The sequence below is a fragment of the Spirosoma radiotolerans genome (genome assembly GCF_000974425.1).
Classification (GTDB): domain Bacteria; phylum Bacteroidota; class Bacteroidia; order Cytophagales; family Spirosomataceae; genus Spirosoma; species Spirosoma radiotolerans.
Genome location: NZ_CP010429.1, coordinates 6165920 through 6189855, shown reverse-complemented (window position 1 = coordinate 6189855; position 23936 = coordinate 6165920). Strand labels below are relative to the sequence as shown.

Sequence of the window (23936 nt, the reverse complement as noted above, 5' to 3'; positions counted from 1 at the left end):
CCGCGTTAAAGACTCCCCGTCTTGCCGCCATCTACCGGAAGGTTAATTCCATTGATGGAGGCTGCTACGGGTGTACACAAAAAGGCGATGGCTGCGCCTACTTCTTCGGCCGTAACGAATCGCCCAGTTGGGATTTCGGCTTCCATCTGTTTGGCGGTTTCGTCTTCCGATTTACCAGATGCCTTTGCGCGCATGGTCAGCACGGAGGCTAAACGAGCTGTTTGTGTGTAACCCGGTAATACATTATTAACCGTAATGCCAAAGCGGGCAATCTCCAGCGACAGCGTTTTCGCCCACTGCGCAACGGCTCCTCGAATGGTGTTCGAGACGCCTAGCCCCGCAATGGGTTGTTTGACGGAGGTTGAAATAACGTTGACGATTCGGCCGAAACCGGCTTTCTTCATTGCCGGGAAAACAGCCTGTACCAGCGCTTGATTCGTTAGCAGATGATTATGAAATGTTTGCACAAATTCATCGGCCTTGGCGTCAATCAGTGGTCCTCCCGGAGGACCGCCCGTGTTATTAACTAAAATGTGTACCTCCGGAAATTGGGTTAAATACTGATTGACAGCGGTTATAGCGGCCCCTGATTGGCCAAAGTCGGCTACCAAATAACGGTGGGTTTGCCGTTGTGACGTATCCAAATCCGCCAGAGTTGTCCTAAGCGTTTCCTCATTCCGGGCTATCAATACGATGGTAGCGCCGAGTAGCGCCAGTTCAACGGCCGCAGCGCGACCAATTCCCTGCGTACTGCCGCAAACGAGGGCAGTTTTTCCGGTTAACGTTAGATTCATACCAAAAGAGTAGTTTCGTTCATACCGATCATCAATACAAACTACGGCCAAAATAGCTAAAAAAACCTCTGGCGTAGTTTTACGTTTACAAAGTATTAGTTTTGGACAACTTTGCATCCAACATCAACCATTTGCATTTAAACAGACCATGTCAAAGACATTAATTATCGTAGTGGTTATTGCCCTCGCTTTGGGTATGTACGGCTGTAGTTCTTATAACGGGTTGGTTCAGACAGACACGAACGTTCAGGAAAAATGGGCGCAGGTTCAGACCCAATACCAGCGTCGCGCCGATCTGATTCCTAACCTGGTACGGACGGTACAGGGGGCAGCTAACTTCGAGAAAAGTACCCTGACGGCCGTTATTCAGGCCCGAGCCAGCGCAACGCAGGTGAAATTTACGGCTGACCAGTTGACACCCGAAAACGTTCAAAAATTTCAGGCGGCTCAGGATCAGTTGAGTGGCTCGCTGTCGCGCTTGCTGGCGGTGGCCGAAAGCTACCCGAACCTGAAAGCGAACCAGAATTTCTCGGAGTTGCAGGCTCAACTGGAAGGAACTGAAAATCGGATCGCCGTTTCCCGTAATGATTTCAACGGCGCTGTAAAAACCTATAACCAATCGGTGCGGTCGTTCCCGAACAACATCTTTGCCGGTATCTTTGGCTTCCCTGTGAAAGGTTTCTTCGAAGCGTCGCAGGCTGCTCAAAGCGCCCCAACGGTTCAATTCTAATGCGTTTAAAGTGCGGGGCCTGGAGATAAGGTTGATTGACCTGCTTCAGGCTCTGTGCTCTATGCCCTATGCAAACTAACCCCTTCACGCCCGACGAACAAAAGCGCATTGTGGAAGCCATTCGGCAGGCCGAGAAAGCTACGTCGGGCGAAATTCGGGTGCATGTTGAACCGCATTGCGCTAACGCTGACCCAATACAACGGGCTATCGAGGTGTTTGCACACTTAGGCATGCATCAAACTAAGGAACAGAATGGGGTGTTGTTTTACCTCGCCTATACCGACCGGAAATTCGCCGTACTGGGCGACAAAGGGATTGATGCTAAAGTACCCAACGACTTTTGGGGAAGCACCAAAGACCTGCTTCGTAGCCATTTCGCTACCGGGAAGTACGCCGAAGGACTAAGCCTGGGTATCGAACGCGCCGGGCAACAGTTAAAACAGTACTTTCCTTACGCCAGCGACGACACCAACGAACTCGCCGACGATATTTCGTTTGACTGACACTGCCGTGAACGTACTCACTTTTCTTGCACATACTAACCGACTGCTACGGCTCGGGTTTCTCTTCGTTCTCCTCGTTGTTTTACCCGCCACGCTACAGGCGCAGGATACGGCAACCGATACCGGAACATCCACCAATGCGGCCATTCCCGACAAACCAAATCCGCCCCGGTTGGTCAATGATTTTGTGGGTATTCTGAGTAGTACTGAGAAGGCGCAACTGGAACAGAAACTCCGTACGTACAATGACTCCACCTCAACGCAGATCACAATTGTCATTGTAAAAACGACCGAACCTTATCCAATTGGCGACTTTGCTTTCCAAGTAGGCCGCAAATGGGGCATTGGACAAGCCGGTAAAAACAATGGACTCGTGCTCGCCTGGGCAACGCAAACCCGCAAAATTTTTATCGCACCGGGTTATGGCTTAGAAGGTGCTATTCCTGATGCTATTGCCAAACGCATTATCACCAATACCATTGCACCTGCCTTTAAACAGGAGCAGTACTACCAGGGTCTGGACGAGGCTACGACGGAAATCATCCGGCGTGCCAGTGGCGAATATAAAGCCGATCCTGATACCAGCAGCGATGAGGGGGGCGGGTCGTTTGTGTTCATCCTCATTATTGCTGTCATCATTATCTTCATGATAATCCGGCGAAACCGGGGTGGTGGTAGCAACAACAGCCGTGGTGGTGGCTGGGGCGGGCCTATCTTTTTCCCAACATCAACCTATTCGGGCTGGGGCGGCTCCGGAGGTGGCAGCAGTTGGGGAGGGGGCGGAGGCAGCGGTGGCGGCTTCGGTGGCTTTGGCGGTGGTAGTTTCGGTGGTGGTGGCGCTGGTGGCGATTATTAAACAGGCTACTAGTGGCTAGTACAGGATGATCTGCCAGTAAATGCGCTTAACGAGCCGTTCAACGAAAAAATAGTCCAGAATCGGATGACCGAACCTATTTTTGCCGGTTAAGTCATTCACGCTGTATGCTTCCCGGTATTGGTCGTTACGCTTTACTTTTCTTACTTTTTCCATTTTTTGTAGTAGCTCAAACAAATCCGGTTGCGCCAAACACGGCTCAGTCAGATGTTGTTCAGCCTGATTCAACACATGGCAGTGGCATTGAGCAGGATGGAATAGAGGAGACAACGGCCACCGGCCAGTCCGTTATTTTTACGCCTTCGGCAAAGCGCAGAACCATTCAGGCTGTTGAAATCAAGGATAAACTAAAAATTGATGGCCGGTTAGACGAAGCCGATTGGCAACAGAGTAAGCTTGTTCGGCGGTTTGTACAGGTCGACCCGCAACAAGGCCGCCCGGCTACGTTTGGTACCGATGTTCGTGTGTTGTTTAACCGTCAATACTTGTACATCTCGGCTGTTAATCACGATACGCTTGGTCGGAAAGGACTGCGGGTTCCCAATTTTAAGCGGGATTTCAATAGTCGGTCGCACGATTTATTCGGCGTGTCCATCGACGGGTTTAACGACCGACGCAATGCCATGACCTTTGTCGCCAATCCGCACGGCACACAGCGCGATTTACTTTCCTTTGACGATTTACTGTACGACGAGGATTGGGACGGTTTCTGGAAAGTACGGACCAGTCGTACGAATTCGGGATGGGTTGCCGAAATGCAGATCCCCTGGCAAACACTGCGGTATGCCCGCTCGGCGGATTCGATACAAACCTGGGGCATCAACTTCTTCCGAAACCGCCGGTATTCTAACGAGCTATCGGCCTGGTCGCCCTTTCCAAGAGCCTTCACGTCGAGCCGCATGGAGTATGCAGGGTTGATTACAGGTTTGAAGCCGCCCCCGCCTTCGCCGAATATTCGTATTCAGCCGTATGTGTTGATCAGTGATGATCGAGCCAACGGAACTGAAATTGGCTACGGGCAGAGCGCCAAGCTTAAACTTGGTGGTGATCTTAAGTGGGCAATCAATCCCAATACTGTACTTGATCTTACTCTCAACACAGATTTTGCCCAGGCAGATGTGGACCGACAGGTAAATAACCTGACTCGTTTTTCGGTATTGTTTCCAGAGCGCCGGGCGTTTTTCCTGGAAAATGCCAGCCTTTTTGGGGCGGGCTTGCCGGGCAACAAGAACACGGGTGAGGGAGGCAGTATGATTATCCAGCCCTTTTTCAGCCGAACTATTGGCCTGGCAACGCTCCCCGACGGCACCAGCGCGCCTGTACCAATCGATGCCGGTGCACGGCTTGTGTATCGCTCACTAAAGCGCAATTACGGCGGTATGGTTATCCGGCAACGGGGCATTCCCGGCAGCCCGGCAACCGACTTTTTTGTTGGGCGATATGTCGAGAATGTGGGTCGTCAAAACCGGATTGGTGCTCTGTTCACCCTGAAAAACGTACATAGTACGGATAGTACTGGAGGGCGTCAGAATGGGACATTCGCTCTGGATGGTTTCTTTCGCTTGAGTCAAAAATGGACCTACAATGCCATGCTGATTGGATCAGCCAGTTCGGGTGGTACCGATCAGGGTATATCGGCCTACAGCCAGCTTATTTACCGGACCAATCAGGTGGTAGGGTGGTGGACACAATCACTGGTAACAAAGGGATTCAACCCGGAGATGGGCTTTGTGTCGCGGGGGGATGTGATTGCTACCACACCGGGCTTATATCTGGTTAACCGCGGAAAGTGGTTGCCTAAATGGGTGCGTAATTTTGAGCCGGGGGCTTTTCTTGAACTCTACCATAAAGCATCGACGGGCTATTTGCAGGAAGCACAATACAATTTTAACCCCATCTGGCTAACGTTCCAGAATGGGGGAAATCTGGGCCTTTTTGTGAATCCAACTTATCAGCGTCTGGATGATGGCGACTATCGTCCGCTGGATCTGGCTATTGCTTCTAATAAATACCATTATGTTCGCTACAGTGCCATGTTTGGCACGGACCCATCGAAGAAAGTATCGTTTCAGTTCAACGGGGAAACAGGCGGTTATTATGATGGAAGCTTGAATTACGTACGGGCGTCGCTTATTCTGGCGCCTATTCCACATGCGGCTTTTACGTTCAACGCCGAAGTCAACGCTTTTCAGAAAGTAGGCGGCTATTCAGGTACCATATCCCTGTATAGTGTGGAGAGCCGGATGGCGGTAAACCCGCGTTTGCAGCTAATCAGCTTCATTCAGCGGAATACCTATAATGATAAGAACGCCTTGAATATTCGGCTCGCCTGGGAGTTTCAACCGCTTTCCTTTCTCTATATCGTCTACAATTACGGCACCTACGCCGGGTCTGTTGTTCAGACAGACCGGCAGCAGGAGCAGCACATTATTGGAAAGCTATCGTACTTGAAGCAATTTTGAACCGTATGGGCGGCCCCACAGGATTTAGTTAATTATTCTGATGGATTCAGATAACCTGTTTCTCAATCAGCAGAATAAACAGGTGAATCACTTTGATGTGAATCTCCTGGATGCGGTCGGCATACCCGAAGTGAGGTACCCGAATCTCAACGTCGGCCTGACCCGCTAGTTTGCCACCGTCTTTGCCAGTCAGCAGAACGACTTTCATCCCTTTTTGCCGAGCTGCGTCAACCGCCCGAATTATGTTAGCCGAGTTGCCGCTGGTACTTAACCCTAATAACACATCGCCCTCGTTGCCCAGGCCTTCTATAAAACGGGAAAACACAAACTCATAGCCATAGTCATTACTTACGCAGGAAATATGGCTGACATCTGAGATGGCTATGGCCGCCAGCGCCCGACGGTTATCGCGATACCGGCCTGAGAGTTCTTCTGCAAAGTGCATGGCATCGCAATGGGAACCGCCATTGCCGCAGGATATAATTTTATGGCCATTCTTAAGCGCGTTGGCCATGAGCACAGCCGCTTGTTCAATAGCCGAAAGGTGATCGGGGTTATTCAGAAACGCATCTAAAACAGATTGGGCTTCAGTCAGTTCCTGATGGATAATATCGAGCATGGGATAAAGAAGTAAGTAGTGAAGTCGTAAGCCAATGAGGCAGAGCGACGTAAACATACTGCCAGCTTACGACTTTATGATTAAAAGACCCAATTTCGATAGGGGAGATTCCAGCGTATGGCAAAACTGGCCACCTGATCCGTGTAACTATCGGGTTTGTACTGACTGTCCTGGTAGCGATACAGGTAGCGCCCTTCCAGGAATACGTTGTGCCGAATCATATAGGAAGCCCGAACATCGGCGTAGGTGACGACCGTTTTGCGGCCCTGTCCAATGAAGTTACCTTCATCGCGAAAGCGGAATGTATAATCCTTCAGAATATTTCCCCCATAGTTGATCGTAGGATCCGGGTCAGTTCCATACATCATCACACCAAAAATACCATTGGCCGACAGGCGTTTGCGCTGATACCGCACAATACCCAGCCCTTCCATAAAATTACCACCCAGCGGATGGGCCAGTGGCTGGCTATAGTGGGCGTAATTGGTTTGGCCGGAGGTGACCGTTGGTGAAGCTTCGTGCGAGTACGTGTATGGACGAGCCAGATTGAACTCGGTCTGTAAATCGAGGTTTGGGATCGAAAATGCGTCGATGTATTTTGCCCCTACCTGAAGGGCAAATTTATTGGTCCAGTCACCTTTGCCCGCCAGCAGTGGTTTTAACCGAAATTCATCCAGCATAAACTGGGTGTAAACCAGAAATTGAGAGAGGAAATTAGCTTTAAAATCAATGCCGATGAAGGCATTATCGCTGCTGCCCAGGCTGGATTCAACATAACGATACAGAATGATTGGATTCAGGTAGCTCAGATCCAGGCGATCCCGGCTAAAGACCTCAGCCTCAAATACGCCCAAATTCATGTGGTCGTTCAGGTTGATGCTCAGGTGGTGCATAGCCGCAAATTTGGGCGGAATCAGCTTGTCGTCCTGGGGCCTGGGGGCTTGTGTATTTTGCAGAGAAGTGAAGAGGTTTGTATACTGAATCCGGCGACCCAGTTTTGTGGATAGCTTCAGGAATAAATACGCAGGGCTGTTGTCCGACAGGAACAACGACCTGAATCCGTTCCCAAAGAAATTCCGGTCGTGGCCAAACTGCACGTTGATGACCTTAAGGGTATTGAACGTGATGTAGCCACGAGCCGTCAGAAAGTCAGCACCGGTCGTGCGGTAGGGCTTCACAAATCCTTCGCCCGGCGCGGTGGGCTGGGGTGTGCTGGATACATTTCTATCCTGGCCATAGGTCAGGCCATATTGCCGAATATATTCCGGGTAAATGGCCTGATTGTCAGCGAAGAACGTATAAAACCCTAGTTTACGGCCAATGGTCCCCCGTACTTCGATCCCTCTGGTATTGATGAATTGCGCCTGGCTGCCAGTACTTAACGTAGTGGTTGAACCGGATATATTTTCGGCACCAAACCCAAAGTAGAGAACTGGGTTAACATGCAGGTCGACATCAGGCGTTTGTAAGTTATAGAAGTCCGCCTTCTTGCGATAGAAGTGAGTTAGAAACGGCTTTTTGCTATCGCCAGGTGCTTCCTCTGGTCTTAAATGACGCGTAAATGGATCAGGCTTCAGCGAATCGTACGGAGCTACCCATTCCCAACTGTCATTGCGCAGATAATCGAAATTGAAGTAGTCAGTATCGGAGAAATCCCGATTTGGGTGAGCCGCCACACTGTCGGTGAGTTGAATAATGCTCTGCCGATTGTAGGGCTTTACGGAGCTGTGAAACCCTTCGGCCCATTTGTTTTGACGAATTTCGAGACGGTCTATCAGGTGATAATAATCGGCGTTGAGCGGCACGAATGGGCTTTGCGCCCGAACCGAAAACGAAAGGAAAAGCGAACAGAAAAGATAAACGTTAATGCGCATGTAACTAACTGACTGGCGGTGTTATTAGGCTGACTTTTGTGGACCGATACAGGCTATAGGTCGGTTAAATTAGGTATTTGGTTTGGATATACGCCAACCTTGCGCCTAAATTACAGCGAAAGAAGCCTTTATACCATGTTTGTTTTTACGCAACAGCCCTCATTGGCCAACCAGTACATTGCCGAGCTTCGGGATGTATCTATTCAGCAGGACCGGATGCGCTTTCGGCGAAATCTGGAACGACTTGGTGAGTTGATGGCTTATGAAATCTCGAAAACGTTGTCGTATCAAACCGTAGCCGTACAAACTCCTCTTGGGGTTTCTCACACGCAAGTTCTTCGTAAACAGCCCGTATTAGCCACAATTATGCGGGCCGGTTTACCCTTCCATCAGGGATTTATCAACTACTTCGACCAGGCTGAAAATGCCTTTGCGGGCGCTTATCGGGGCTATAGCTCCGGTGATAATGATGAATTCGAGATTGCTATGGATTACATCGTGAGCCCCGACTTAAGTGGAAAAACACTTATCCTTTGTGACCCGATGCTGGCCACGGGCCGTTCGCTCGAAAAAGTCTATCATGCTCTGTTACGCTACGGAATCCCTGCTCAAACCCATATTGCAGCGGTTATTGCCAGCCCCGAGGGCATTCGGCATGTGCAGGAACAATTGCCACAGTGCCACTTATGGCTTGGTGCCATCGACGATCATCTGAATGAACATTCGTATATAATACCAGGCCTGGGTGACTCCGGCGATTTGTCGTATGGCGGAAAAGTATAAACTATCGCTAAGAGTATTGATGTAATGGCGTCAGGCTATCGAGAGCAACTACGGTTCAGCCCCGATTAGCAGGCGGTTATTCTTGAGGTTATACAGTAGTAGACAAAAGGCTCCCTTGCTGGCAAGGGAGCCTTTTGTGTTCGCAATGAATAAACTACCGAAGATCGACTACCTCAACGCCTGGATACTTCGACTTGTCGAAGGCAAAGAAGGTATCCGGCACGTTTACATTGGGCGTAAACTTGGTAATGGTATAAGACGTCTGCTTGCCGTCTTTGTTGACGATCAGCCAGTTCCGAACCGACTTGTCAGCTTTGTCAACCGAAATTTGTACGGTTTTAATGGCGCTTTTGGGACGGTTAGACGTTAGCTCGATGACTTCGAGCGTGCGGCCTGCCTGCTTCTGTTCTTTCAGAAAACGATAATCGAAGCCACGTTTGTAGATGGTGTAAATCTGGGTTGGATTCAGTTCGCTGTTGCCACCGGCGTCATAATCCTGCACGTTAACTTCGTTGGACTCTTTGATGTATGTAGACATCGTTTTGCCATCGGTGAATACCTCCTGCCCACCAAGTGACAGCCTGAATTTCTCGTTTTTTACCGTCAAATCTCCTTTGTAGGATTCTTTGGCCGCGCCACCTGCGCTGGCGAATGTAAAATTTGCCTGATAGGATTTCAGTGCTTTATACTTTTTGCTCATCGCGTCCAAAATGCCCTGCGCTCGTTTGTCTTTCTGAGCAAAAGCCGGCAGCGTCATCATCAACGCCAAACTTAGCATCCAAGCTATCTTCTTCATTTTCATTGATATTACTCGTCGTATGTGGTTCTCCCGCTCGATTTGTTCTACGAACCGAACGTATTGTTCTTAGACGGGAAAATAAGGGGAAAAGTTTAATATTTTTAATTGTTACCAACTGTCTAGTAGGTGCTGTCCGTTGCTTTATTCACCTTTCAGGCGCTTCAATATATCTTCCAGCGTTTGCAAATCCTGAACCAGCACATCGCGGGCTTTGCTTCCCTCGAAGGCCCCCACAATTCGGGCAGCTTCCAACTGGTCGACCAGGCGACCGGCGCGATTGTAGCCTAACTTGAGCTTACGCTGAATCAATGAAGTGCTACCCTGCTGATGAATAACGATAAGTCGTGCCGCTTCGTCGAACATAGGGTCACGGTTGGCCATGTCCACATCCTTATCGTCACCCTGGCCGCCGTCGTCACCCACAAATTCGGGAAGTGCATAGGCATCATCGTAGCCGCGCTGATTTCCGACAAATTCGCAGATGTCTTCAATTTCGTTGGTGTCCACAAAAGGGCATTGTAGGCGGACAATATCGGAGTTAGACGAAAGCAGCATATCGCCCATGCCAACCAGTTGCTCAGCGCCACCCGTATCCAAAATGGTTCGGGAGTCAATTTTAGAGGTCACCTTAAAGGACAAGCGGGCCGGGAAGTTGGCTTTGATCAAACCCGTAATGACGTTTACCGAGGGGCGTTGGGTGGCCACGACCAGGTGAATGCCAATAGCGCGGGCCAACTGGGCCAACCGGGCAATGGGTTGTTCAACTTCCTTGCCAGCCGTCATCATCAAGTCGGCCAGCTCATCAATGATCAGGACAATGTAGGGCAGGAAGCGATGGCCTTTTTCGGGGTTAAGCCGCCGTTTAACAAACTTTGCGTTGTACTCTTTCAGGTTCCGGCACCCCGCGTCTTTGAGCAGGTTGTACCGGTTATCCATCTCGATACAAAGCGAGTTGAGCGTATTAACCACCTTCTTGGTGTCGGTAATGATGGGTTCTTCGGAGTCGGGCAACTTGGCCAGAAAATGCCTTTCCAGTTTGTTGAACAGGGTTAGTTCAACCTTTTTGGGGTCAACCAGCACAAGCTTGAGCTGCGACGGGTGCTTCTTGTAAATGAGCGATGTCAACAGCACATTCAACCCAACGGATTTACCCTGCCCGGTGGCTCCCGCCATGAGTAAGTGCGGCATTTTGGCTAAATCAGCCACATAAATCTCATTCGAGATCGTCTTTCCCAGAACAATGGGCAGGTCAAATTTGCTGTTGTTAAAGACATCGCTCGTAATAACCGACCGCATGGAGACCATCTCACGGTTTTTGTTCGGCACCTCAATACCAATCGTTCCCATGCCGGGCATCGGCGCAATAATCCGAATGCCAAGGGCAGATAAACTCAGCGCAATGTCATCTTCCAGGCTCTTGATTTTAGAAATTCGGACACCCTTAGCCGGAATGATCTCATATAACGTAACCGTTGGTCCGATAGACGCCTGGATGGAGTCTATTTCGATCCCGAAGTTGCGCAGTGTGTTTTCGATTTTTTCTTTGTTGGCCGTCAGTTCATCATCCGATACCTGCGCCTTGCGGCTGTTCGGATAATCGGTCAGGAGATCAGAAAGGGGATATTGGTACTGCGGCAAATCGAGGGTTGGGTCATACAAACCATGGGTTGCTACCAGATCATCTTCCTCGAATGGATCGGGTTCAAACGTAGGAGCGGGCACGGCACTAAGCTCTTCGGTGTCGGCGCCGTTGTTGATTGTTGTATCGCGGTTTTTAATGGTGAGCGTAACGCCCGTGGTTTGCGCAATGACTTCGGGTAACGAAGTGGCTGGAATTGGCTGTTCGTCAGGCGTTACGGCATCTGAAACGAATGAATTAACGGGCTGGCTCTGCGGAGAAAATGGCTGGTGTTCCTCCTCATCGTCGGGCTCGATCTCGTCGTCTGCCTCGGGCTCCAGCTCGCTTTCAGCATAGGTTTGCAACGGATCATCCGAACGGATTTTGGCTCTCGGCTGGGTTGAATGTGAAAAATCCGGTAGTCTGATATTCCGGACGTCGAAGAAATAAACGACAAAAAAGAACAGCAGAAAGCCAATAAAGGCCAGGTTTCCCCAACCAAACAAACTATACAGGGCTACATTGACTTCGTAGCCAATACCGCCACACCAAACACTGGCGGTCTGGGCGGAGTCGGTAACGAGCACTATATACCCCAGCATCAGGCTGGACCAAACAGCGGCAAACAGCAACGCCTTGGTCGCCCGGCTCAACGGAACCAGCTCACTTCCAAAGGTAAGTTTGTAGCCTGACAAAAAGACAATAACGGGTATGGCCAACGCGCCCACGCCAAACCAGCGGAAAACAAAGGCCTGGGCTACGTATGCTCCTACCAGCCCAACCCAGTTGCGGGTTTCGGTGCCGGTTTCGGCGAGTGGCTCCGAGAAAGCTGCGCCTACTACGCTCTGATCGGCGGGACCATTGATGATATACGAGATAAACGCCACCATCAAGCCCAGCGCCAGACCCATCAGCAGCATGCCCAGTGTTAGGGCTGAGCGTTGGTCGGTGAGCCAGCGGTCAAGGGCGGCTCCCCAGTTGAAAGAAGGGGTCTTGAACCGACCGGATGAGGATCCCCCATCCCGGTTGACACGCGGACGGGGTTCATTGCGTTCAGCCGGACGTCGGATTGTATTCTGACGGGGTGATGTAGTTGGTTGTGCCATACGTTGGGTTAGGGCGGTCGCTGCAGGTAAATTTCCCACTTTTTAACGAGAAACAACGATAAGAAGAGGTGCAGAAAGACAAAAAAAAGGCCGTACGGTAGGTAATCAAATAGAAGGAGCCCTATTTAACTACAGTTCACTTACTAATGACTTGTTGATGCGTTTGGCGAGCGCGGGTCCTTCGTAAATAAAGCTCGTGTAAACCTGCACCAAACTGGCACCGGCGGCAAGTTTTTCTTTCGCATCGTCGGGTGTGGCAATACCACCAACGCCAATAATTGGAAACGCCCCGCCCGATTGCTGATGTAAATACCGGATGACTTCAGTAGCTCGCTCGCGCAGTGGTTGGCCACTAACCCCACCCGCGCCTATCTGGGCAACGGTGGCCGGATCGGTGGCAAGGCCATCACGGCTGATGGTCGTGTTGGTAGCAATAACGCCCGCAATCCCGGTTTCGGCAATGATGGCAATAATATCGTCTAACTGGCCATTGGTCAGATCTGGAGCAATTTTCAGAAGAATAGGTTTTGGGGTTGGTTTCTGGCGGTTTTCTTCTTGCAAAGCCGCCAGCAGGTTGGTAAGAGGCTCCCGCTCCTGCAAGTCGCGCAGGCCGGGGGTGTTGGGCGAGCTCACATTGACGACAAAATAATCGACGGCATCGAACAATTCACGGAAACTGATGAGGTAATCCGTCAGCGCCTGTTCATTTGGAGTATCTTTATTTTTGCCAATATTGCCGCCAATGATTACCTGTCGATTGCCGCGGTTTTTAGCGAAATGCCGAAGCCGTTCGGCGGCCGGACCAGCCCCTTTGTTGTTGAAACCCATCCGGTTGATCAACCCGCTATCGGCCTTCAACCGAAACAGGCGTGGCCGCGGATTGCCTGGTTGAGGGCGAGGAGTTACCGTCCCGATTTCAACAAAGCCAAAACCTAAATCACTTAATTCGCTGACTAACTCGGCGTTTTTATCAAACCCGGCGGCCATGCCTATTGGGTTTGGAAACGTTAGCCCAAAAACGGTGCGCGCTAAACGCTTGTCGTCAACAACATACAGCTTCCGGCAAAGACCAGACACACCCGGAATAGATAAGGCGATCTGCAACAGGCGCGTAACGGTGTGGTGAATGGTTTCGGCATCAAAGCGGAATAGTATGGGCAGAATAATGTGCTTGTACATACCGACAAAGATACTATAGAGCCGCTCGTCCCCGGTTGGTTTCGCCTATAGAAACTTTGACCTGTGTCGTGGTCGGGTCAGGGCGGGCAGCTGTTTGCTACCCAAATAAGTCGGATGAAAGATAGCGGTCGCCCCGATCGCAGATGATGCAGACGATTACGCCAGACTCCAGCTCCTGAGCCAGTTGAAGGGCCGCATGAACCGATCCACCACTGCTCATACCCGCAAAAACGCCCTCGACGTTTGCCAGTTTACGGGTCATGAGGGTCGCTTCTTCAGCGGAAACCTCCATGACGCGGTCGACGCGCTGGGGTTCGAAAATTTTTGGCAGGTATTCAACCGGCCATTTCCGTATACCTGGTATCGACGAGCCATCGGTCGGCTGACAGCCGACGATCTGAATGTCCGGGTTTTGCTCTTTCAGGTAGCGCGACGTACCCATGATGGTGCCCGTGGTGCCCATAGATGAAACAAAATGGGTAATTTTGCCCGCCGTATCGCGCCATATTTCAGGGCCGGTAGTTCGGTAATGAGCGAGGTAATTGTCGGGATTAGCAAACTGATTCAGCATCAGGTAGCCGCCCTTTTGTACTTGTGCGTCGGCGTAATCGCGGGCACTTTCGATGGTTTCTGTCAGGGTAACTTTGGCACCGAACGCTTCCATAGTCAGCACACGCTCCCGGGTTGAGTTTTCGGGCATGACCAATTCGATCGGAATGTCATAGAGCCGCGCAATCATAGCCAGAGCAATGCCTGTATTGCCACTTGTGGCTTCAACCAAAGTCATGCCCGGTTGAAGTTCACCGCGAGACAGGGCACCCTGAATCATGCTGACGGCGGCTCGGTCTTTTACACTGCCACCAGGATTGTTGCCTTCAAGTTTGCCATATACGGTGACGTTAGGATTTGGATTCAGACGGTTCAACTCAATCAAAGGGGTATTACCGACTAAATCGAGCAAAGTTGCCATGCTGATTTGTAAAGGGATTGTTTTTAGCTTTCAAGGAGAAAGCCACTTAATAAGTTCGTAAATAAGTCATTTTCGGGAAAAACAATCAGCTGGTAACCAACTGTTGGTAAAGTTGGACTTTTGCTTAATTGAGTATAATTACGGTGTAGAATAATTTTATATATCAACTAATTGCTTGAAAATTAAAATTTTGTAATTTGCTCTTACTTTTAGGTAAGTACAGGTTACTTATTGAGTAAATCTTTTTTCCAACTATTCACACTTTAACAAATCAAGTATATGAGAGCAACAGTCGTTACTCATCCGCTTTCAAAGGGACATGTCGAAAAGCTTGCGGGCCAGTTTTCCATGTCAGATCTTACGCTTCCATTTTGGGGGTGCCGCAAAAAAATGCCGATGCACCGGATTGTGCGCCTGGAAGGCGAGGGGAATTACACCTTATTTCATTTTTCGGATGGTAGTCAACTGATCGTGTCACTGACGCTGAAAAAAATGGAGAGCCGCTTGTCGCCCAAAGTTTTTGCCCGTCTGCATAAAAAGAACATTATTAATTTATTGTACCTGGACAGTGTTCATCCCAGCCAGCAGCAGTTGAGTGTGAGCCTGATTAATGGTGATCGGGTAGAGGTGTCCCGTCGGAAAGCTAGCCGGTTTATCAAGCACCTGAAGGGATTTCAGCAAGAGTTGTCGATGCTAAATACGGTAGAACCGGTATCGTAAATCAGCCCATTATCAGTTGAAAAAGGCGTTTCTCAATACAGAGAAACGCCTTTTTCAACTGATAACAATACTATTTCTTTAGTTTGGCTAACTCTTCATCCCGCAGAGGTCGGCGAAGGATTTTGCCTACGTTAGACTTAGGTAATTCGGTCCGGAACTCGATAATCCTGGGAACTTTATAGGGCGTCAGGTTCTCGCGGCAGTAAGCTTTGATGGTTTCGATGTCCAGGTTGGGATCTTTTTTGACGACGAATATTTTGACTACTTCCGTCGATTTCTCGTCGGGTACCCCAATGCAGGCCACTTCGAGAACGCCTGGGCACTGCGCTACGACATCCTCAATTTCATTCGGGTACACGTTAAAACCCGAGACCAGGATCATATCTTTCTTACGGTCAACGATTTTGAAGAAACCATCTTCATTCATGACGCCAATGTCGCCTGTCTTGAACCAATCGCCCAGCATGGATTGGGCGGTTTCTTCGGGGCGTTTGTAATAACCCAGGAACACCTGCGGCCCACGAGCGACAATTTCACCCGCTTCACCAACGTTGGCATCGGTGCCGTCTTCACGAATGATTTTCATATCGGTGCTGGGCCAGGGGACGCCAATTGTGCCGATACGTACGCTGCCATCAACGGGGTTTGAGCAAAGAACGGGCGATGTTTCGGTGAGTCCGTAGCCTTCGCAGGGGGTGTTGCCGGTGAGTTTTGTCCAGCGTTCGGCTACGGCCGTTTGTAGAGCCATACCTCCGGCTGAAGTAACTTTCAGAGAACTGAAGTCGACTTCGCCAATGCGCGGATGATTCAACAGGCCATTGTAGAGCGTATTGACGCCCGTGAAGGCCGTAATCCTGTATTTTTTTAGATCGTCAATAAAGGCGTTCAAATCGCGCGGGTTGGTAATTAGCAAGTTCATGGAACCGCTTTTTAAGGCTGCCAGTGCGTTCGTCGTGAGAGCGTATACGTGATAGAGGGGGAGGGCCGCCACGATAATTCCCTCACCATCGGGCGTACCGCCTGGCTTCATCCAGAAATGCTGCCCTTCTACATTGGCAATAATGTTTCGGTGGGTGAGCATGGCCCCCTTCGAAACACCCGTTGTCCCGCCCGTATATTGCACAAAGGCTAAATCCGTATTCTGGATCGGTACGGGTTTGAACGGCTGGCTGCTTCCCCGGCTCAGTGCATCGTTGAATGAAATGGCGTCGGGCAGGTTATAGGCGGGAACCAGTTTCTTCACGTATTTTACGACGGCATTAACGATCTGCTTTTTGGGAAAGCCCAGCAAATCGCCCAATTGCGTAATTACAACGTGCTGGATCTCTGTCCGGTCGAGGATTTTCGCCAGGTTACTGGCAAAGTTGCTGAGAATGACGATCGCTTTTGTCCCCGAATCTTTAAACTGGTGCTGCATTTCGCGGGGCGTATACAGCGGGTTTGTATTGACTACCGCCAGACCCGCCCGGAGCGCTCCAAACATAGCGATAGGATACTGGAGCGTATTGGGCATTTGAATCGCAATGCGATCTCCTTTCTGGAGTTTCAGGTCATTTTGTAAAAAAGAAGCAAACTGGGCGGATAAATGATCCAGTTCACCAAACGTAATTTGCTTACCCATACAAGCATAGGCAGGCCGATCTGTGAACCGTCGGCATCCTTCTTCCAGCAAAGCGGCCAGTGACGTATAAGCATCAGGGTTAATCTCATCAGGAACGCCTTTTGGATAAAAACGGCGCCAGGGATATGGATTTATTGTCGATTCTGTGTTCATGTAGTGTGTAGGTTTAGCGCAGGAACGAATTTCTGTTCGGCATTCAAGCTTCTAAATGCTGGTTATTAAAGGTCTTTTTTCGGCCTTGCTGTCATTGATGCGTACAACAAAACTAAGTAAATTGTTCAATTCTTCAGGCCCTGGCAAAAAACCTTTCCGGGAAGCGAAATGACAAACGCCGGGACTAAAAAAGCCCCGGCGTTTGTCATACCCATTGGTATACGTATTCTGCCGTTTGTAATAAAGTGTCCGCTGGCGTGCAACATTAAACCAATTTCTTGCGTCATTAGTCTGACGCTTTAACAGCGTTTAAGTTAAGAAAAGGGTGCAAAAACGCCGGGCCACGATGTGTTCGGCGTTTTTTGGTTTTAGGCACCACTGGCAAGATAAGTAATATTTTCTAAACGAAACCAATGCGCAACCTTAAGTAGATGGACTTCTTATTTGGGTATGCGTTTAGCATACCGGATCATCTGGCTGCGGTGATTCGTATAGTGTTCAGTTACATGAAACCATTTGCAGTAGTTGTTCCAATCCTAATCTTTAGTTTCGCCGGATAGGGTATTTTTCAGCAGGTAGCCAAGTGGTTCTTATGCCTTGCATCAGTTGATGGTTGTTCGCCTAATCACCAGCTGATTTTAGTCAGCAACCTGATGACCATGGCGATTGGCATATTCGTGTTCTAAGTCAATTAATGGGCTGTTACCCTGATTTCGTCGCTGGGCATTGCTAGTTATGGGCACGGGCAAACCTATCCGGCCAGTTTTAGCCAGGTGCAGGTAGCTAATGGGATTACCGGACCAACGGCAATGTCATTTGCGCCTGACGGACGCATCTTTGTAACTCAGCAGGGGAGCTTTACGCGTCATTAAAAATGGAGCGTTGCTGCCAACTCCGTCCATATAGCTGAATGTTGATGCCAATGGCGAACGAGGGCTGATTGGTATCGTTCTGAACCCAGCCTCTTCAAAAAAACACTGCATTGGGTATTTGTTTAAGAGGTAGGGGATACTTCTTGAAATGTTAAATAATTGTAAATCAATGGCTTATTAACATTTGTTAACGGTTTGGCTGATCCATGCTAACGGCTTCCAAGTGTAGTTTTGGCGACTTCTTACACAAAATCATGTTGCTAACGCTATACGCTTATGTTCACTTTCAACCGACTGAATACCGTCATCGGGTGGCTTATGTTTGCCACGGCGCTCGTTACCTATGTGCTGACCGTCGAACGAACAGCCAGTTTCTGGGACTGTGGCGAGTTTATCGCTGCTTCGTTCAAACTTCAGGTACCTCATCCGCCGGGAGCGCCTTTTTTTCTGTTGCTGGGCCGAATTTTTTCCATGTTCTCTCTCGGCGATCTGACCAGAGTTGCGTATTGGGTTAACATGGCCTCTGTGCTGGCCAGCGCCTTTACCATTTTGTTTCTGTTCTGGACCATCACTCTGCTGGCCCGGAAGCTCATTGGCAAATCGGTAAGTGAGTACACCACTACCGACTCGATACTGGTTATTGGGACGGGTAACGTTGGGGCATTGGTGTACACATTCTCCGACACCTTCTGGTTTTCGGCCGTTGAAGCCGAAGTATATGGGATGTCGTCTTTTTTTACCGCTATCGTGGTATGGGCTGCTTTTAAGTGGGAGCGCATGGAGGATGAAGCGGCCGCTAACCGCTGGCTTGTTTTCATGGCCTACCTAACGGGTTTGTCTATCGGGGTGCATTTGCTGAATCTGGTTGTTATTCCGGTCCTGGCGCTCATTTATTACTACAAAAAATATCTGGTGCCAACCTTCCGGGGTGGTGTAATGGCGTTGGCCATCGGGCTGGTCATACTGGGCTGTATCAATGCCTCGATTGCGGGCCTGCCCGCACTGGCATTTGCCGTGGAGCGGCTGTTTGTCAACTCGTTTGGCTTGCCGTTCAACTCAGGCGTGATTTTCTTCATCCTGATTTTGGTCGCTGCCATCGGGTACGGTATTGTCTGGTCGATTCGTCGGCAGCGGGTTATCTGGAACACCGCGTTGCTTGCCGTAGCGTTTCTGCTAATTGGCTACACATCTTATTTGCAGGTGCTCGTTCGGGCAGGTTTTAACCCACCGCTCAATGAAAACAACCCCGCCGATGTGCTGAGCTTTCGGGCTTACCAGAGTCGGGAGCAGTACGGGAGTCGTTCCCTGCTGTATGGGCCTGTATTTACGGCCCGGCCCATTGACCAGAAGCGGGGTGCGCCCATGTGGAAGAAGGAAAACGGTAAATATGTCATTTACGATTACCAACCGGAATACATTTATGCGCCCGGCGATGAGATACTCTTTCCACGCCTGTACAGCAGTCAACTAAATCATCCTCAGTTATACCGGCAGATGCTCGGCTTGGCGGAGGGGCAGAAGCCGACCATGGGCGATAACCTCCGATTCCTGTTTACCTACCAGTTGAACCATATGTGGTGGCGGTACCTGATGTGGAACTTTGCCGGTCGGGAGAGCGACGAAGATGACGCGGGGTATTTATTGCCTTGGTCATCCGATCAGCTTGCACCCGACCTGTTGAAAGCCAACAAAGCCCATGATAACTTTTATATGCTGCCGTTTCTACTAGGTTTGTTTGGGAGTATTTACCAGTACAAACGCCGACGCCAGGATTGGCTCGTTGTGAGCTTATTGTTTCTGATCACGGGCATTGGTCTGCAGGTCTTTCTGAACTCACCCCCATCTGAGCCGCGAGAACGCGATTACATCTATGTCGGCTCGTTTTACTTCTTTGCCATCTGGCTCGGCTTAGGTGTGGCGGCCCTCGCCGAAGGGGTACGAACGGCCCTGAAGTCAGTTAGGCTTCGGAACGAACTGGTGCTCGGCGTATGCCTGCTGGTACCCGTAATGATGTGCGTAAAAAGTTGGGATAATCACAACCGGGATCACCGCTTTCATTCGGTCGATTTTGCCAAAAATATGCTCAGCTCGTGCGCGCCAAACGCGATCTTATTCACCGAAGGCGACAATGACACTTTCCCGCTTTGGTATGTGCAGGAAGTGGAAAGCTTCCGGCGCGATGTGCGGGTGTGCAACCTGAGTTTGCTGGGGACAGAATGGTATATCCAGCAAATGAAGCGAAAGACCTATGAGTCCGATGCCGTGCCCATGTCGCTGGCATTCGATCAGTTTAACAAAGGGAAGAACGACATTATTCCCTTCTACGAGATTTCCGGCGTGAAAAACGGTATTGACCTAAAACAGTACATCAACTTGGTGAAGGATAATAATCCGGCCATTCAACTGCCGCTCACCAGTGGTGAGATGACCAATGTGCTGCCCTCCTCCATTCTGTATCTGCCGATTGACAAGAAAGCCGTTGACCAGGCCCGATTCGTTTCGGCCGAGCTCCGGCCGCTGCTTAAGGATACCCTGCAATGGACGCTGGGTAAAAAGGATTTGTATAAACCCGATCTGATTATGCTGGATGTGATTGCGACCAACAACTGGCAGCGTCCTATTTACTTCTCGAGCACCCTGACTACGGATCACTATCAGGGCTTAAAGAATTACATGCAACTGGAAGGATACACATACCGCCTGATGCCGGTGGCCGTGCCAGGCGCAACGGATGGTTATGTCGATTCTAAACGGATGTATACCAACATGATGCACAAGACCGTTTGGCGGGAGCTCGACAACCCTGATGTGTATTATGACCAAACCTACAAAGGGCCGCCTGTTGTCTCGGCCCGCATGGCGTTTTTCCGGCTGACAGACCAGCTTTTGCGCGAAGGTCAGACCGATAAAGCCCGTGAAGTGCTGGACTTTTCCCTGAAAGTGATGCCGGACAAGAGCCTTCCGTATGACCAGATTTCGTCTAATTACGTACGGTTCCTGTTTGCGCTAAATGAACCTGCTAAAGCCCTGTCCATCGCCGATACCATGGCTACCCGCGCCGATCAGAATTTAACCTATACCAAAAGTGGGCAGGGGCGGTTTAGCAGTCCCAATGCTGATTTGTATATACTGCAAACCATCGTTGAAGCCTGTAAGGAGGCAAATCAACCCCTGGCTGCGGCCAGGTATGAAGCCATTTTTCAAAAGCACCTGGCAACCTATGGTTGATACGTATTGAGCTGCATGGACTACTGTTCTAAAGTGGACGTTATCTGTCCATAATCGTACACATTTAGGATGTTATGTTGTGCAATATTCTGATTATCAATGGCTTGATAACCTGGTATGGTAGTTGACTTCTAAACAGCTATGGGGCTATCCTACTCACCCTGGAGTGCGATAACTTTGTTTAGTTAGGTTAAGAAAAGCATAAAAGCCATTCCCACCTTGAGGAATGGCTTTTTACTTAGCAATAGCCGAATAAGTATGCTTGTCGTTAAGGCTGCTGTCAACCAGGAAATAAAATGAAAAGCCGTTGTAACGTTTTCCTCCTTGAATCGTCTAGGGTATGCAGCCATGGAGAAATATTTTTAATCCGGGATGCAACCTGTAGGGCGTGAGTCCTATCCTTATTCCAACGAACGAATAAGACCGGAAACCGGAACCGTCTTACTCATTCATAAACCTTAATTCATTCCCCGCCTACCAACTTAACCACAACGGGTTCAATCGTTCCAAGATTCTGATGAAACATCTTTTCACGCTGCTTCTGCTTAGCGTATGGGCGACTAGTGCCCAGGCTCAAGCCCTTCATTCCGGTAAATTAACGGGATCATTGACCGACTCAACGACGGTGAAACCCGTTCCTTTTGCTACAGCCGCCCTCATGGATGGGACTAAGCTGATTACCGGAACTACCACGGATGGCGCTGGCGCATTCGTATTGCCCAATATACCGCTGGGTTCCTACACACTCACGCTATCGTTTGTCGGCTACCGAACCAAACGGATACCGGTTACCCTCACTGCTGATCAGCCAGTACGGCAACTGGGCTCCATTCTACTGATGACCGAAGGGAAAACGCTTGGCGAAGTGACTGTGGCGGGCCAAAAAGCGCTGGTCGAGGATAAAGGCGACCGGTTGGTTTATAATGCCGAAAAAGACATTTCGAATGCGGGTGGTACGGCTGCGGATGTCTTAAGAAAGGTGCCTACCTTAAGTGTTGACCTGGATGGCAATGTGCAAATGCGGGGTAATGGCAATATTAAAGTCCTGATTAACGGTAAGCCCTCGGCCATGATGGCCCGCAACCTGGCAGATGCCCTGCGCCAAATGCCTGCCAACGTCATCAAATCCATCGAAGTAATCACCAGCCCCGGTGCCAAGTATGATGCTGAAGGATCGGCCGGCGTCATCAATATCATTACTAAAAAAGCCCTTGAAGGCTTTAACGGATCCGTGAATGTGACGGCGGGAAATTTGAATCGGGGTGTGGGGACTAACCTGAATCTGAAACGAAAGAAATTCGGATTCTCGTTGTCGGCCAATGGCTATCAGTTTCGCAATATTCGGGAAAGCCAGTCGACCCGTACGACCCTGATGCCCGTGAGTGATGGATCCAGCCAGCCGCTGAACATATTAACCCAGAGTAGCCAGGCGGATAATACAGGCACGGGTGGGTATGGCGAGATGAGTGCCGACTACGATCCCGATTCGACCAGTCATTTTAACTTTGCCGCTAACGTCTGGGGAGGCTATTATCCGAACAACAATTCAGTCATCAATCGACTGACCAGCCCCACGGGCGATGTACTACAAGCCTTCCGAAATGATATCCGGTTCAGTAATCCATATGGCAATGGACAACTTGATCTGGGCTACACGAAAACGTTTAAAAAGCCCGGTCAGGAACTGTCCATACTGACGCAGTTCAGCCGAATGCCCGACAATTATTTTTATGATACTGACCGATACAGTCTCTCTGACCTACTGACGTACCGCCAGCATAGTACCAATTATAGCAGTAACAAAGAATATACAGCTCAGGCCGATTATACGCATCCGTTCACCATTAACAGTGCACACGATACCACCGATATCAAGCTGGAAATTGGCCTGAAGACTATTCTGCGTGACATTGGCAGCGAATACCGCGTGACACAGTCGCTGGATGGGCAAGGTGCCCTGCTGCCCGATTCGACCCAATCGAACGATTTCAATTACATACAGAAGGTCTATTCGAGCTATGCCTCCCTGCGGGTAGACACCAAACGGCAATGGAGTCTGAATGCCGGCGCCCGCTTCGAACACACCGCCATTCAAAGTGACTTTGTTACGAGCCAGACGAAATTGTCCAGTCAGTACAACAACCTGATTCCGAGCATTACGCTGTCAAAAAAAATCAAGACAAACACCTTTAAGGTTAGCTATACCCAGCGGATTCAACGCCCAATGGTGTGGTACCTGAACCCGTGGCTCAACCAAAGCGATCCCAAGAATATTCAAACGGGTAACCCCTTGCTCAATCCGGAGTTAAGCCATGCCACTGAACTGGCGTATAGCTTGAGCGCCAAAAGCGGATTATCCATTAACACGGCTCTCTACTGGCGGATGACGAACAATGCCATCGAATACCTGTCAACTGTCGATGCGGCCGGCATATCCACCACAAAACCACAGAACATAGGCCAGCGGAAAGCCTACGGGCTGAACGTCAATGTCAGCAGTCAGCCCACAAAAAACTGGTCGCTCAACGGCGGGGGCGATTTGCGGTATGTTGATCTGACAAGTCCCGCGCTCAAGCAGGGAAATAACGGCCTGGTATGGAATCTCAACCTGAACAGCAGCTACAAACTTCCTCATAACTATACGTTACAGGTAAATGGAAATTACAACTCGGGCTGGATTAGTTTACAGGGCACCAACACGGGCTTTTACTGGCATAGTATTTCGGCCAAACACGATCTGTTGAATAAGCAAGCCAGCCTCACACTGGGTCTGAACAACCCATTCTATCGGGGCATTGCGCAAACGAGCCGACAGTCAGCGCCCACGTTTGAGTCGGAGTCTCGTTTTTACATGATTCGCCGGTCGGTGCGGCTCACATTCGAATGGCGATTTGGCCAGATGAGCGCCGGGGGCGGTAAGAAAGGCAAGAAAATCAGCAACGACGATAAAGATAGATAGCTGATACACAGGGCGGCTCTGCTGAGCGGTCTAGTAACTAATAAAGGCTAATCAGTTGATTGGAGTTATGTT

17 protein-coding genes are annotated in these 23936 nt (G+C 49.9%); 8 read left to right on the top strand and 9 right to left on the bottom strand.

Going from position 1 to position 23936, the window contains the following annotated elements:
* Positions 1-5: 5 nt before the first annotated feature.
* Positions 6-794, bottom strand: coding sequence for an SDR family oxidoreductase (locus SD10_RS25030; protein WP_046577727.1), 789 nt, complete (start codon positions 792-794; stop codon positions 6-8).
* A 148-nt stretch (positions 795-942) separates the two neighbouring features.
* On the opposite strand from SD10_RS25030, the gene SD10_RS25025 reads away from it, so the two are divergent.
* From SD10_RS25025 to SD10_RS25010, 4 genes are all read left to right on the top strand, one after another.
* Positions 943-1524, top strand: coding sequence for a LemA family protein (locus SD10_RS25025; RefSeq protein WP_046577725.1), 582 nt, complete (start codon positions 943-945; stop codon positions 1522-1524).
* Positions 1525-1592: 68 nt separating this feature from the next.
* Positions 1593-2027, top strand: a complete 435-nt coding sequence (locus tag SD10_RS25020) for a TPM domain-containing protein (RefSeq protein WP_046577720.1) — start codon at positions 1593-1595, stop codon at positions 2025-2027.
* Positions 2028-2034: 7 nt separating this feature from the next.
* The gene (locus SD10_RS25015; protein ID WP_227699065.1) at positions 2035-2883 is read left to right on the top strand and encodes a TPM domain-containing protein; all 849 of its coding nucleotides are present in this window, start codon (positions 2035-2037) and stop codon (positions 2881-2883) included.
* Between the two features lie 125 nt (positions 2884-3008).
* Positions 3009-5363 (top strand): carbohydrate binding family 9 domain-containing protein, encoded by a 2355-nt coding sequence (locus tag SD10_RS25010; RefSeq protein ID WP_082111688.1) that lies wholly within the window; start codon positions 3009-3011, stop codon positions 5361-5363.
* Positions 5364-5409: 46 nt separating this feature from the next.
* On the opposite strand, the gene lpcA is transcribed toward SD10_RS25010, so the two are convergent.
* Positions 5410-5982, bottom strand: coding sequence for a D-sedoheptulose 7-phosphate isomerase (lpcA, locus tag SD10_RS25005; protein WP_046580137.1), 573 nt, complete (start codon positions 5980-5982; stop codon positions 5410-5412).
* A gap of 80 nt (positions 5983-6062) precedes the next feature.
* The gene (locus SD10_RS25000; protein WP_046577717.1) at positions 6063-7856 is read right to left on the bottom strand and encodes a hypothetical protein; all 1794 of its coding nucleotides are present in this window, start codon (positions 7854-7856) and stop codon (positions 6063-6065) included.
* A 135-nt stretch (positions 7857-7991) separates the two neighbouring features.
* Between SD10_RS25000 and upp the strand changes: the two genes are divergently transcribed.
* Positions 7992-8639: a uracil phosphoribosyltransferase gene (gene upp, locus SD10_RS24995; protein ID WP_046577715.1), complete on the top strand. Its 648-nt coding sequence runs from the start codon at positions 7992-7994 to the stop codon at positions 8637-8639.
* Positions 8640-8793: 154 nt separating this feature from the next.
* Here upp and SD10_RS24990 read toward each other — a convergent pair whose 3' ends face one another.
* From SD10_RS24990 to cysM, 4 genes are all read right to left on the bottom strand, one after another.
* Positions 8794-9435, bottom strand: coding sequence for a LolA family protein (locus SD10_RS24990; protein WP_046580135.1), 642 nt, complete (start codon positions 9433-9435; stop codon positions 8794-8796).
* A gap of 144 nt (positions 9436-9579) precedes the next feature.
* Positions 9580-12162 (bottom strand): FtsK/SpoIIIE family DNA translocase, encoded by a 2583-nt coding sequence (locus SD10_RS24985; protein WP_046577713.1) that lies wholly within the window; start codon positions 12160-12162, stop codon positions 9580-9582.
* Between the two features lie 129 nt (positions 12163-12291).
* Complete coding sequence (locus tag SD10_RS24980) at positions 12292-13341, bottom strand: quinone-dependent dihydroorotate dehydrogenase (RefSeq protein WP_046577711.1); 1050 nt, start codon at positions 13339-13341, stop codon at positions 12292-12294.
* 97 nt (positions 13342-13438) lie between these two features.
* Positions 13439-14311, bottom strand: a complete 873-nt coding sequence (gene cysM / locus SD10_RS24975) for a cysteine synthase CysM (protein ID WP_046577708.1) — start codon at positions 14309-14311, stop codon at positions 13439-13441.
* Between the two features lie 279 nt (positions 14312-14590).
* Between cysM and SD10_RS24970 the strand changes: the two genes are divergently transcribed.
* Positions 14591-15031, top strand: a complete 441-nt coding sequence (locus SD10_RS24970) for a LytR/AlgR family response regulator transcription factor (protein ID WP_046577706.1) — start codon at positions 14591-14593, stop codon at positions 15029-15031.
* A gap of 70 nt (positions 15032-15101) precedes the next feature.
* Here the strand turns inward: SD10_RS24970 and SD10_RS24965 are convergent, their stop codons facing one another.
* Together SD10_RS24965 and SD10_RS29755 are read right to left on the bottom strand one after the other, a co-directional pair.
* On the bottom strand, positions 15102-16805 hold the full coding sequence (locus SD10_RS24965) for an AMP-binding protein (RefSeq protein ID WP_046577703.1): 1704 nt from the start codon (positions 16803-16805) through the stop codon (positions 15102-15104).
* Between the two features lie 812 nt (positions 16806-17617).
* Positions 17618-17788 (bottom strand): hypothetical protein, encoded by a 171-nt coding sequence (locus SD10_RS29755; RefSeq protein WP_158500597.1) that lies wholly within the window; start codon positions 17786-17788, stop codon positions 17618-17620.
* Between the two features lie 165 nt (positions 17789-17953).
* Between SD10_RS29755 and SD10_RS24960 the strand changes: the two genes are divergently transcribed.
* Entirely contained in the window at positions 17954-20905 is a 2952-nt protein-coding gene (locus SD10_RS24960; RefSeq protein WP_046577700.1) for a glycosyltransferase family 117 protein, read from the top strand.
* Positions 20906-21422: 517 nt separating this feature from the next.
* Positions 21423-23864: a TonB-dependent receptor domain-containing protein gene (locus tag SD10_RS24955; RefSeq protein WP_046577698.1), complete on the top strand. Its 2442-nt coding sequence runs from the start codon at positions 21423-21425 to the stop codon at positions 23862-23864.
* The last annotated feature ends 72 nt before the right edge of the window (positions 23865-23936 follow it).

Bases quoted from the DNA above. Each gene is read 5' to 3' on its own strand.
- SD10_RS25030 (WP_046577727.1), bottom strand. From the start codon at position 794: ATGAATCTAACGTTAACCGGAAAAACTGCCCTCGTTTGCGGCAGTACG.
- SD10_RS25025 (WP_046577725.1), top strand. From the start codon at position 943: ATGTCAAAGACATTAATTATCGTAGTGGTTATTGCCCTCGCTTTGGGT.
- SD10_RS25020 (WP_046577720.1), top strand. From the start codon at position 1,593: ATGCAAACTAACCCCTTCACGCCCGACGAACAAAAGCGCATTGTGGAA.
- SD10_RS25010 (WP_082111688.1), top strand. From the start codon at position 3,009: ATGCTTCCCGGTATTGGTCGTTACGCTTTACTTTTCTTACTTTTTCCA.
- lpcA (WP_046580137.1), bottom strand. From the start codon at position 5,982: ATGCTCGATATTATCCATCAGGAACTGACTGAAGCCCAATCTGTTTTA.
- SD10_RS25000 (WP_046577717.1), bottom strand. From the start codon at position 7,856: ATGCGCATTAACGTTTATCTTTTCTGTTCGCTTTTCCTTTCGTTTTCG.
- upp (WP_046577715.1), top strand. From the start codon at position 7,992: ATGTTTGTTTTTACGCAACAGCCCTCATTGGCCAACCAGTACATTGCC.
- SD10_RS24990 (WP_046580135.1), bottom strand. From the start codon at position 9,435: ATGAAGAAGATAGCTTGGATGCTAAGTTTGGCGTTGATGATGACGCTG.
- SD10_RS24985 (WP_046577713.1), bottom strand. From the start codon at position 12,162: ATGGCACAACCAACTACATCACCCCGTCAGAATACAATCCGACGTCCG.
- SD10_RS24980 (WP_046577711.1), bottom strand. From the start codon at position 13,341: ATGTACAAGCACATTATTCTGCCCATACTATTCCGCTTTGATGCCGAA.
- cysM (WP_046577708.1), bottom strand. From the start codon at position 14,311: ATGGCAACTTTGCTCGATTTAGTCGGTAATACCCCTTTGATTGAGTTG.
- SD10_RS24970 (WP_046577706.1), top strand. From the start codon at position 14,591: ATGAGAGCAACAGTCGTTACTCATCCGCTTTCAAAGGGACATGTCGAA.
- SD10_RS24965 (WP_046577703.1), bottom strand. From the start codon at position 16,805: ATGAACACAGAATCGACAATAAATCCATATCCCTGGCGCCGTTTTTAT.
- SD10_RS29755 (WP_158500597.1), bottom strand. From the start codon at position 17,788: ATGCAGTGTTTTTTTGAAGAGGCTGGGTTCAGAACGATACCAATCAGC.
- SD10_RS24960 (WP_046577700.1), top strand. From the start codon at position 17,954: ATGTTCACTTTCAACCGACTGAATACCGTCATCGGGTGGCTTATGTTT.
- SD10_RS24955 (WP_046577698.1), top strand. From the start codon at position 21,423: ATGAAACATCTTTTCACGCTGCTTCTGCTTAGCGTATGGGCGACTAGT.